The 11,077-nt window shown below is 43.7% G+C and carries 10 protein-coding genes; 4 read left to right on the top strand and 6 right to left on the bottom strand.

Features of this window, described 5'->3' with window-relative positions; all coding sequences use genetic code 11:
* The 5 genes from dnaX to I3248_RS03080 form a co-directional block, all read right to left on the bottom strand.
* On the bottom strand, positions 1-1,364 hold a 1,364-nt coding region (gene dnaX, locus I3248_RS03060; protein WP_238062508.1), incomplete at its 3' end, for a DNA polymerase III subunit gamma/tau.
* Positions 1,365-1,618: 254 nt separating this feature from the next.
* Positions 1,619-2,890 (bottom strand): hypothetical protein, encoded by a 1,272-nt coding sequence (locus tag I3248_RS03065; RefSeq protein WP_238062509.1) that lies wholly within the window; start codon positions 2,888-2,890, stop codon positions 1,619-1,621.
* Positions 2,891-3,131: 241 nt separating this feature from the next.
* Complete coding sequence (gene lysS / locus I3248_RS03070; RefSeq protein ID WP_238062510.1) at positions 3,132-4,670, bottom strand: lysine--tRNA ligase; 1,539 nt, start codon at positions 4,668-4,670, stop codon at positions 3,132-3,134.
* A gap of 154 nt (positions 4,671-4,824) precedes the next feature.
* Entirely contained in the window at positions 4,825-5,913 is a 1,089-nt protein-coding gene (gene prfA, locus I3248_RS03075) for a peptide chain release factor 1 (protein WP_025644276.1), read from the bottom strand.
* A 212-nt stretch (positions 5,914-6,125) separates the two neighbouring features.
* Positions 6,126-7,271 (bottom strand): beta-ketoacyl-ACP synthase III, encoded by a 1,146-nt coding sequence (locus I3248_RS03080; RefSeq protein WP_025644274.1) that lies wholly within the window; start codon positions 7,269-7,271, stop codon positions 6,126-6,128.
* A gap of 285 nt (positions 7,272-7,556) precedes the next feature.
* On the opposite strand from I3248_RS03080, the gene pnuC reads away from it, so the two are divergent.
* Both pnuC and I3248_RS03090 read left to right on the top strand, forming a co-directional pair.
* Entirely contained in the window at positions 7,557-8,291 is a 735-nt protein-coding gene (pnuC, locus tag I3248_RS03085; RefSeq protein ID WP_238062511.1) for a nicotinamide riboside transporter PnuC, read from the top strand.
* Positions 8,236-8,841, top strand: a complete 606-nt coding sequence (locus tag I3248_RS03090) for an ATP-binding protein (protein ID WP_238062512.1) — start codon at positions 8,236-8,238, stop codon at positions 8,839-8,841. Before pnuC ends, I3248_RS03090 begins: the two co-directional genes overlap by 56 nt.
* A gap of 44 nt (positions 8,842-8,885) precedes the next feature.
* Here I3248_RS03090 and I3248_RS03095 read toward each other — a convergent pair whose 3' ends face one another.
* Complete coding sequence (locus tag I3248_RS03095; protein ID WP_238062513.1) at positions 8,886-9,569, bottom strand: YetF domain-containing protein; 684 nt, start codon at positions 9,567-9,569, stop codon at positions 8,886-8,888.
* A gap of 24 nt (positions 9,570-9,593) precedes the next feature.
* Here I3248_RS03095 and I3248_RS03100 point away from each other — a divergent pair, with 24 nt between their 5' ends.
* Both I3248_RS03100 and I3248_RS03105 read left to right on the top strand, forming a co-directional pair.
* The gene (locus tag I3248_RS03100) at positions 9,594-10,421 is read left to right on the top strand and encodes an inner membrane CreD family protein (protein WP_346268417.1); all 828 of its coding nucleotides are present in this window, start codon (positions 9,594-9,596) and stop codon (positions 10,419-10,421) included.
* A 21-nt stretch (positions 10,422-10,442) separates the two neighbouring features.
* Positions 10,443-10,967, top strand: a complete 525-nt coding sequence (locus I3248_RS03105) for a TIGR00645 family protein (protein WP_025644264.1) — start codon at positions 10,443-10,445, stop codon at positions 10,965-10,967.
* Positions 10,968-11,077 lie beyond the last annotated feature (110 nt).

The following is an 11,077-nucleotide window of genomic DNA, read 5'->3' on the forward strand; positions in this document are numbered from 1 at the left end:
TCACTAGAGGTTGCGATTAGTGGCTGAGCAACGTCAACAGGGTCGTCATCTATATATTGTTTTTGCTCTGACGTTGGCTCATAGTCAGACTGACTCTCAGTGTTAGTGTTATTGAAGTCTTGCTCATCATCACTTGGATGAAGAGCGCTCTTATGCTCAATCTCATAGGACGTTAAGTTCTGATTTGAGGTGACAATATGATCTACTGAGGGCATTGAAGCCGTCGCAGTCTCATCATCATTATCACCAGGTATCAATACTTCATCAGTCGGCAGCGGACGAAACGCCAGCAGGCGCAAAATACACATTTCAAGCGCTTGCATAGGAGTACTCGCAAGCTTAATACCTTCACGAGCTTGCACCACAATCTCATAATACAGCTGTAATACATCAGGGCTAATACGCTGCGCTAACTCGTTGATCGTTTGCGCTTGTGTCTCATTAACGTTTAGAGCCACCTCAGGCAACAGCTGAGTCAACGCCAATTGATGTAGCAGCTCAGCCAATCCATCGAACATACTAGTAGCGTCAACCATTTGCGCGCGCATCTGCTCAATGTGTGCAGCTACTGCCGACTTGTCATGATGATAGATATCTGTTATTAAGCGCACTAAGTCTGCAGCATCAATCAAGCCAAGCATAGCGTTGACCGTCTCATCATCAAGCGCGCCTTGTCCAAAAGCAATCGCTTGATCGGTCAACGACATAGCATCACGCACTGAGCCCTTTGCCGCGCTTGCCAACTGCCAAAGCGCTGGCTGGGTGAACGCCACTTGCTCTTGAGTGAGTACCTTAGCCAAATGCTCACAAAGCAAAGTCTGCGGCAAGGGGCGAAGCACAAACTGTAAGCAGCGTGAGATGATAGTGACTGGCAGCTTTTGCGGGTCAGTGGTCGCAAGTAAAAACTTGACATGCTCAGGTGGCTCTTCTAAGGTCTTTAATAGTGCGTTGAAGCTGTGCGTCGATAGCATATGCACTTCATCAATAAGATAAACCTTGTAGCGTCCCTGGCTTGGTGCATAAGGCACATTATCTAATAGCTCACGGGTATCCTCGACCTTGGTACGAGAGGCGGCATCGATCTCGATTAGATCAATAAAGCGGCCCTGATCGATGGCCACACAGTTGTCGCATACTCCGCAAGGTGTGCTAGTAATACCGGTATCACAGTTTAAGCATTTTGATAAAATGCGCGCGATTGTAGTTTTACCGACACCGCGAGTACCAGTAAACAAATAAGCATGATGCAGACGGTTATAGTCAATCGCATTAATCAAGGCCTGCGAGACGTGGGTTTGCCCTACAAGCTCATGGAAGTTTTTAGGGCGGTATTTTCGTGCTAAAACTTGATACTGTTGCGTCATAATAGTTGCCAATATAGCAGTGCTAAATAAGGGGTACAGAGGTTTATTACAAAGGGATGAGCTTCGGTATCGATACTATTTTTCTAGTAATGCATCTTTCTAGTATCCTCTACGCCTAATGCCTGTTTTAGTCCTTCCTATTTGAAAGAATATCTGTTTTTTAGCAAAAAACTATAGAGCGTTCGAAAGTACCGATGAGTCATTGTTTATAGTGCTTATCTAGAGCAAGTCAATGATTGAGTCAGTGACAGCTATCAAGACTGTGATTTGAGCTCAGCTAATTGCTCATATAAGCGCTGCATTTCTGCATTGATAACACAGCCACTTTGATAGAAAATATCAATCATAACTTCAGTGTTTACGCTATCCCTAGAGTCTCTGTGCTCGACTCCAATTAAGAATAAATCTTCCATTATGGGCTCTTGTAGATGAGCGTTGAGCTCTGCTAATAAATCTTGGTAGTTGCTACGAACCTTATCTGCGCTAAGCGGGCTACTTTCGTATTGCGCGTAAAACACCAGCATATAGTGACAGCTAGAGCGGTTGTAAGAAGGCTGATGATCAATATAACCATTCCAACGCGATTGCGCATCCTTATACTTATAGTCTAATATCCGCTCGACTAAACTGGCACAAGTATAGAGAGACTCATCGACTAGTAATTCAACTTGTGCTTTGGGCAGAGGTGCTCCTGCTTCATAGTAGCGCTGCACAAGGCTATTAAAAAGCTTATACCACATGTCAGACTTTCTAATGATATCGGCTGATACTTTCTCAATAGACGCGGGTGTCGAAGCGTGCATTATCTCTAGTAAGCGCGGCTCTACCTGCTCTAATAGGTTGTTATCTACTAGCTGCTGTTGTACTTGTAGCGCTTTTTTATAAAAGTCTGATGATTGTAAAAACCCTCCCAACAATGTCGACTCATCGTCAAAAGATTGCATCGCTGTCAGATGACTTCGATGAAACTGTAAAAACGCCGTAACATCAGCAGGAGTTTGTAGTTGTCTTAATATTTTACTAAAGTTTTGCAGACTAAATATCTGTAGAATACTTTTTTCATCATCCAGATCTAATACACAATCTTCTGCAAAGAACTGACTACCGTACTCGTACTGCACATCGTGTAACGAGCTATTGGCTTGGGCGCAGCTTTGATTATTTGAATGCTTAATCGTCAAGGACGTTAAACCGATAAAGTATACGGCTTTGTCTGCATTAGCAGGACTTTGCCTATCAATCAGACTATGGTTGCTTGAGTAGACCTGCGCATGGCGCTTCATCAACTGATTAACGACATCCTTTCTCCAAACTCTTACCTGCGAGGCGTCTATATCGTACTGACTGACCTCAGCGATGACTTCATTCACCAACACATAAAACACCGCTTCGGAGAATTCAAAAACAAAGTCATAGCCTTGAAAATAGTCTCTACTAGTCGTGTTTTTAGCACTGATTTGATACAAAGATAAAAAGCTTTGAAGAATCAGAGTTTGCCAAGGTGAAGCGCTATGCGAATTTTCCATAATATTCCTATAAATGATATCCCTATAAATAACATCCTTAAAATCGCTGCTTGTGACTGCTGCTTGTAACTAAGGAGCATAAGGTAGCATCGAACACATTCCTAAATGACTAATCACAAGCACTTCTTAGAAACTAAATTTTAAAAACTAACGATTATTATATCGTTAATTAAACCTTATAGTAGATTAATGTCTAATAAGCAACGCGTTACGCACCTAACTTCATAGGCTTTATCTCAGACTAGTCTTCGATTTTGCGGCGCATATGCGGGAACAGTATTACATCGCGAATGCTAGCTGAGTCGGTAAATAGCATCACTAAACGATCGATACCAATACCCTCGCCTGCCGTTGGCGGTAAACCATAAGATAAAGCTTCTATATACTCTTCATCAAAATGCATCGCCTCATCATCGCCCGCGTCTTTTTCAGCGACTTGACCACGGAAACGTTCCGCCTGATCAGCAGGATCGTTCAGCTCGCTAAAACCGTTCGCCAACTCTCGGCCACCGATAAACAGCTCAAAGCGGTCAGTAATCTCAGGGTTGTCATCATTACGGCGTGCCAGCGGTGAGGTCTCTGCTGGATATTCAGTAATGAAAGTCGGCTGACGCAATTGATGCTCAGCAGTTTCTTCAAAGACGATAGTTTTGAGTTTACCAACACCAAAGACGTCATTTACCGGTTGTTTTAACGTATTTTCGACATAGTCAGCCAGATAATCATGATCATCGATACGAGCCATATCAAAGCCTTCGGCATATTGAGCAATCGCATCAGACATCGATAAGCGCGCAAACGGTGCTTTGAGACTAATGGCTTCGTCTTGATAAGTCAGCTCAGTAGTGCCCAAAATATCAATCGCTAACTTATTGAATAAACGCTCGGTCAAATCCATTAGGTCATGATAATCAGCATAAGCTTGATAAAATTCAATCATGGTGAATTCAGGATTATGACGAGTCGATACGCCTTCATTACGAAAACTGCGGTTAATCTCAAAGACTTTTTCAAAACCGCCAACAACTAGGCGCTTGAGATATAACTCTGGAGCGATACGTAGATATAGTGGCATATCTAAAGCGTTATGATGAGTCTCAAACGGACGGGCTACTGCGCCGCCTGGTATCGGATGCATCATTGGCGTCTCAACCTCCATAAAACGCTCATTCAGCATAAACTGGCGGATGCCGCTAATCACTTGACTGCGAATCATAAAAGTATCGCGCGTCGACTCATTGGTCATCAAGTCTAAATGACGATTACGGTACCGCGCTTCGATATCAGCGAGACCGTGGAATTTATTCGGCATTGGACGTAGCGCTTTGGTAAGTAGAGTAAACTCTTCGATATGTACATAAAGATCGCCTTTACCTGAGCGGCCGATATAGCCTGACACCCCAACGATATCACCTAGATCTAATGATTTTATGCTGGCGCGCGTCTCCTCATCTAGCTCTTTACGAGCGACATAAAGCTGAATGCGGCCTGTCATATCTTGAATAACAATAAACGAGCCGCGGTTGAGCATGACGCGTCCTGCAACATTGACTTGCGTCTTCTCGCCATTCGCCGCTTTTTCTTCTATTTCTTGCTTATCAATGCCTTCAAAAGCCGTTTGCAAATCTTGTGCATAGTCAGTGCGCTTAAACTGGTTGGGATAAGGGGTCTTACCAGAAGCGCTAATATCATCAAGCTTAGCTTGCAGTTGCGCGATAAGTTCGTTAGCTTCCTCAGCAGTAGGCGCTTGTTCTTGTTGGTTTTGGTTATTTTTTGACATAACATTCTCAAATTTGATGGGTTTTGTTCTTGTTGGACACTTCTAACACTATGACACTAGATTAAAACGGTTAAGTTAAAAAGCACTGCTTGAAAAACACTAGGATAAAACCTAGCCTGCGCTTATCACTTAGCTTATAGACAATAGGATGGTACTACTCACCGCCAATACTCGCCATCAGATCAGCCTGATGCTCGCGTAATAGCGCATCTAAAAGTTCATCTAAATCACCTTCCATGATGGAGTCTAGCTTATAAAGGGTCAAGTTAATACGGTGATCGGTCATGCGCCCTTGCGGGAAGTTATAAGTACGAATGCGCTCACTACGATCGCCACTACCAACAAGGTCGCGGCGCATCTCATCTGCCGTATCGACCTGTGCTTGTACTTTGGCTTGCTGAATACGTGAGATCAGCATTTGCATCGCTTTAGCGCGGTTTTTATGTTGGCTTCGCTCTTGCTGACACTCGGCGACTACCCCAGTAGGAATATGCGTTAAGCGTACTGCTGAATCAGTAGTGTTAACGTGCTGACCACCGGCGCCGCTAGCTCGGAACGTATCCATCTTAATATCCGCTGGATTAAGATCGACACTGTCATCAATCTCAACCTCTGGCATCACTGCTACCGTACACGCTGAGGTATGCACTCGGCCTTGGCTTTCGGTCTCAGGTACTCGCTGTACACGGTGCGCGCCTGATTCAAACTTTAGACGACCATAGACACTATTGCCTGATATGCGGCTAATGATTTCTTTATAGCCGCCATGCTCACCTTCATTAGCAGACAGCACTTCGACAGTCCAGCCTTGATTTTGCGCATATTTTTGGTACATGCGAAACAGATCGCCTGAGAATATAGCCGCTTCATCACCGCCAGTACCAGCGCGAATCTCTAGGAACGCGGGCACTTTGTCATTAGGGTCTTTTGGTAGCATCATGACGTTGAGATCTTCTTCCATCTTGGCGATGGCGGCGCGAGCACTATCAATCTCATCTTGCATCATCTCTTTCATTTCAGGGTCTGATGCATCCTCAAGCATCATTTGCGCATCAGCTTGATCCGTTTCAGCACGGCCATAATTGAGCCACAAAGTCGTAATTTCCATCAAGTCGCTATGCTCAACCGACAGCTCACGGAATTTATTATTATCGCTGATGACATCAGGGTCAGATAATAAAGCGGTGACCTCTTCATAACGGTCTACCATTTGGTCTAAACGCAGGCGTAAGGATTCTTTCATAAAAAATCTTTTTATTAGCTAAGTAAAATAAGAGAGCAATTATAGCAAATTTTTACCCTTATATTAAAAACACTCAGTAATCTTCTTGTTTAAAGCTAAAACCAAAAAAATAGCTAAGAGTGCTCTTAGCTATTTTTAAAAATATAAGTACTAAACTGAGTAGGCTTACTAAGCTTAGTGAGATTAGTGAGCTTACTCAGTTTAATTACGTTTTACACTTTACGCACCAGTACCGAACCGATTGAGTAACCAGCGCCAAACGAGCAGATGACGCCCAAATCGCCCGATTGTAGCTGATCTTTATAGCGGTGGAAAACAATCATCGGGCTTGCTGAGCTGGTATTAGCAAATTCGTCGATAACACTTGGCACGATGGCTTTGTCCGCATCACGCCCAACGACAGTACGCAAGATTAAATCAAGCATATTGGCATTGGCTTGGTGGAGCCACATCATCTTCACATCATCCGCTGATAGCTCGTTTTCTGTTAGATGTTCGGTGATAATCTCCGACACTTTCGGACAAACTTCACGGAAGACTTTACGGCCATTTTGCAAAAACAGCTTATCTGTAACCGGTGCTTTAAGATCTGGATACATCTCAGTCTCAGCCGCCAAGTACTCGGAGCGATCCATAAAGCCGTATTCGTTTTTGATGTTAGTTGAGAACTGGGTAAATAGCTTAGAGTTTAGAATCTCATAGCCTTTAGGAGTGTCTAATTCCTCAACAATACTAGCGGTTGCCACATCACCAAAGATAAAATGGCTGTCACGGTTACGCCAGTTCAGATGCGCTGAGGTAATCTCGACGTTGACGACGGCGACGCGCTTAGCCAGTCCTGAGATAATTGAGCCGTGCGCTTGTGACAGACCAAAAGTAGCAGCGCTACAAGCGACGTTCATGTCATAAGCGAAACCGCCTACCATGCCGATAGCGTTTTGAATCTCGATGGCGACGGCAGGATAAGTGCGCTGAAAGTTCGAACAGGCTAGAATAATACCGTCTAGATCATTCGCCTCAAGTCCAGCGTCCGCTAGGGCGTCGTTCAATGCCGCCACGCCCATCTCTGCCATAACCGATAGCTCTTCGCCAAGCTTACGATAAGGGATAACGGGCGCCATGATCTCAGGGTTAAGGATGCCATCTTTTTCCATCACATAACGGGATTTGATGCCTGAGACTTTTTCGATGAATGCAGCCGATGAAGGCTCAAGGGCCGTGATAGTGTCATTAGCAATCTCGTCAGCATGTTGCTCGTTGTAGTTCTCTACATACTGGTTAAAGGACTCTACTAGCTCTTCATTACTAATGCTATAGGGAGGGATATACAGGCCAGTGCCGGTGATACAAGTCGTCATGATAAGCTTCCTTGTCTACTACTAGGTGTCTTTGATAAGCGTAAAATGGGTAAAATAAGAAGTGGCTGTTGCATAACTCTTATTTCAGTGAATAACTGTAAACTAAAACGGTTATTGTTATTATGCCTGATTATTATAATTTTGCTAATAGTTTGTTACAAATAACTATTAACTGCGATGTAACCTTAGGTTTTGCCCGACTCTTGTCTTCAGCTGAGCTATAATAGAGCAACTGAACCTCCCCCTTGATACTGACTCAACTCGACTATACTACTGGAAACCCTGATGGTAGAACTTTTTAATTGGCTTTTTGGTCAATATGCGGACTACTCCACCTTATTTATCAGTCTAGAGCTCATCGCCGTCAGCTGCGGGGTTGCAAGTGTGCTGCTGGCGAGTCGACTCAATGTCTTAGTCTTCCCTATCGGTCTGATCAGTACGGCGATCTTTGTTTATTTGCTATGGCAGTGGCAGTTGTTTGGCGATATGTTTATCAATGCCTATTATACTGTCATGAGCTTGTATGGCTGGTTTAACTGGACAAAAAATAAAGCACAACTTCAGAACCGTGCCAAAAAAAACATTCAGTCTGGCTCCGAGATACAATCTGAGGTACAAGTTGAGCATATTAATAAACAGGATCTGCCGATATTAGCGCTTTTAGCAGTAGCAACTATCGCCTTTGTGGCGCTAGTGTATTATTTTCGGCCTGTTATTAATAATAACTTCAGCTTCGATGGCGTCGTATTAGGCCTTCATCTATTCACTTGGGTAGATTATACCGATATGCTCACCACAGCGCTGTTTTTGATGGCAATGTGGCTGATGGCGCGGCGAAAAATCGAGCACTGGCTACTGTGGATCGTCGCTGACGCTATCTCCGTGCCTTTGTACTTTTATAAAGGCTTTACTTTTACCGCGTTTCAATACGTGATTTTCACACTCATTGCAATTTGGGCTTATTATGAATGGCAACAACGCTATCGCAGTCAATCCACACTTAAGACAGCATACGCCTGATTCAGTCTTTACTGTTGCTATCTTAGGTGCAGAGAGTACCGGTAAGACAACCTTGTGTCAGGATTTGGCTGAGCATTTTGCCAGTCCTTGGGTGCCAGAGTATATGCGCACTTACCTACAAGCCAAATGGGATAACGAGCAGCTGACCTGTACGTGGGAGGATTTATTGCCTATCGCGCAAGGTCAGATTGAGTTAGAGAACAAACGCGCAATGCAAGCGGCACAGCTACCTGCTGGCCAGCGTTATGTATTCTGTGATACTAGTCTCTTTGAGATAATGGTTTATTCAAACTGGTACTATGGTGACTGTCCTCTTGCCCTGACTCAGGCGGCACTGGCGCATCATTATGACCTGATACTACTGACTGAGGTCGATACGCCGTGGGTCGCCGATGATTTGCGTGATGCGCCGCATGAGCGTGATGAGATTAGCCGCTACTTTGCAGATCAGCTTAGTATTCATCACAAGTCATTTAGACGTATTGGTGGTGGTAGACAGACTCGTGTTATGCAGGTAGCAGAGTGGTTAAACAATTTTTATTGTGTGTAAAATTTTGCTTAGGCTATTTTAATAAAAACAATGACTGGTATGGCTTATCTGACAATCTGGCTATTGAGCGCTTTTGCCCAGTTTTTGCAGTTATTCTGACAGCGCGAGCATATTTGATTAGGGGTTGTGATATGCTCGATATAACCGCAGTACATGCAAGCATAATGCACGCCTGACTCTACCTGCTCCACTGGCTGATACTGCTTAGGAAAAAGCGGCATACCGTAGCCTGTTTGCTCAGGTGGGTATAATAAGACGCTAAAATTGCCATCGGTTTCTAGCAGGCCGGTACGCACTTGCCCTAGATGCTCCACGCCCTGCTGACGCATCTCAGCAAAAAACTCATCGTGCGACATCTTGCCTTTTTTGATTTTTTCGAGCACCAGCATCCCATCTTCTACGATATACAGCGATCTTCCTTCTAGCAAATTTTCAAACGGCTGAAACTTCATCATCGCCCACGTACACAAGCGATACAGCAAGATGACGGTACTCATAATCAGCACCGCTTGGATGATCGGTAAATCCTCAGTAAACATCGGGTCGCCAGCGATAGAGCCTAATGACAAAATGATAGTCAGCTCAAATATAGATAACTGACGGACGCCGCGCTTACCCGTAAAGCGCAAGAACATAATAATCAGTACAAACATCACAGTCACACGTACCAATATCTCTAGGACAAATGCCCACGTGGTATCATAAATAAAAATACTCGCCCAATCCATAAATGGTTCCTTGTTGATATTACTATTGATTTACCGCTTGCCGGTATTAGTAACCTAAACACAGTCCCTACCGGCTCAAACTTTGAGCTGAGTATGCAAAGCAACTGGCATGCACCAAACTTTATAGGTAAAGCTTTGCCGAATACTAAAGACTTTAGTGCTGAGGGATTTACTGCTAACTGGCAAAACCAGTACCTGACTGTGGCTAATAATCAATATTTATCGCAGTGCTTGAGCACGGCAAACAATAGCTGCACCGTTGATAGCAGAGCGCGCTTAGACAGTGGCAATCATGCTGATTATGGGGCGGAAGCAGTCGTCGTACAAGAAGCTGCCGGTAGCATAGGTAGCACCAATCACGGCAACCTAAATAGCGTGCGTCTTAATAGCTTTGGGGTCAGTTTCGCAGAACCTAACGATGTTTATTTGCAAACAGAACGTACCATGAAATACGCTCTACTATTAATTTTGATCTCATTTGGCACTTTCTTTTTATTTGAAGTGATTAAATCGAGTCGCATCCACCCGATTCAGTATTTGTTAGTAGGCTGCGCGCTATTGACGTTTTATGTGTTATTACTGCCATTAGCTGAGCAAATCGCTTTTTGGCAGGCTTATGCTATTGCGGGCAGTAGCTGCGTTGGGCTGATCGGTTGGTACACTTATTATGTGCTCGGCGGCGTCAAGCGAGCGGTTATCTTTACCGCTATCTTAGCCGGTCTCTACGCCGCCTTTTATGGCATTCTCACCACTGAAGATCTAAATTTACTGTTAGGTGCGGTCTTCTGCTTTATACTACTCGCCTGCGTCATGATCATGACCCGTAAAATTGACTGGTATAAGATCGCTTGACTTAACACTAAAGAGGCCTCAATGATAAAAAAAATTGAATTTTATTTAGAAAAGACCATCTTCAATAGTCGTTGGATATTGACACCGTTTTATTTAGGCTTAGTAATAGGTATCTTTTTGCTATTTATTAAGTTCGTACAAAAGCTAGTAGGAATGATGACTTATGTAGTAGACGCCCCAGTATCTGATGTTATTGTAGATATCTTGGTACTAGTTGATATTTCCTTGGTAGCTAGTTTATTGCTCATTATTATCTTTAGCGGCTATGAGATTTTTGTCTCCAAAATCGATACGGGCACAAGCGACGATCGTCCAAGCTGGATGGGAAAAGTGGACTTTTCAGGCCTAAAGCTAAAAGTAATAGGCGCGATAGTTGCTATCTCAGCCATTGATCTTCTCAAGTCGTTTATGGATATATCTAGCAAGATGAGTGATCTCGATGCTGATAAGCTCATGTGGAAAGTGATTATTCACATGGCTTTTGTACTCTCAGGTTTATTGTTTGCATTCATGGATAAAATCGTAGGCGACACCAAAAAGCATTAATCAATGTCATTACTTATAGGGCGTGTTGAACATTCAACCATGGCACTGACAGAGACTATTTTTTAGACGATTCGAAGGTAAAAATAGTAAGCTTAGTCGCTCTAAGCGTC

This window comes from Psychrobacter sp. Ps3, from assembly GCF_022129275.1.
GTDB classification, from domain to species: Bacteria; Pseudomonadota; Gammaproteobacteria; order Pseudomonadales; family Moraxellaceae; genus Psychrobacter; species Psychrobacter submarinus.

Excerpts from the sequence above, each read along its gene's own strand:
- prfA (WP_025644276.1), bottom strand. The coding sequence starts at position 5,913 with ATGAAAGAATCCTTACGCCTGCGTTTAGACCAAATGGTAGACCGTTAT.
- pnuC (WP_238062511.1), top strand. The coding sequence starts at position 7,557 with ATGGTAGAACTTTTTAATTGGCTTTTTGGTCAATATGCGGACTACTCC.
- I3248_RS03080 (WP_025644274.1), bottom strand. The coding sequence starts at position 7,271 with ATGACGACTTGTATCACCGGCACTGGCCTGTATATCCCTCCCTATAGC.
- lysS (WP_238062510.1), bottom strand. The coding sequence starts at position 4,670 with ATGTCAAAAAATAACCAAAACCAACAAGAACAAGCGCCTACTGCTGAG.
- I3248_RS03105 (WP_025644264.1), top strand. The coding sequence starts at position 10,443 with ATGATAAAAAAAATTGAATTTTATTTAGAAAAGACCATCTTCAATAGT.
- I3248_RS03065 (WP_238062509.1), bottom strand. The coding sequence starts at position 2,890 with ATGGAAAATTCGCATAGCGCTTCACCTTGGCAAACTCTGATTCTTCAA.
- I3248_RS03095 (WP_238062513.1), bottom strand. The coding sequence starts at position 9,569 with ATGGATTGGGCGAGTATTTTTATTTATGATACCACGTGGGCATTTGTC.
- I3248_RS03090 (WP_238062512.1), top strand. The coding sequence starts at position 8,236 with ATGAATGGCAACAACGCTATCGCAGTCAATCCACACTTAAGACAGCAT.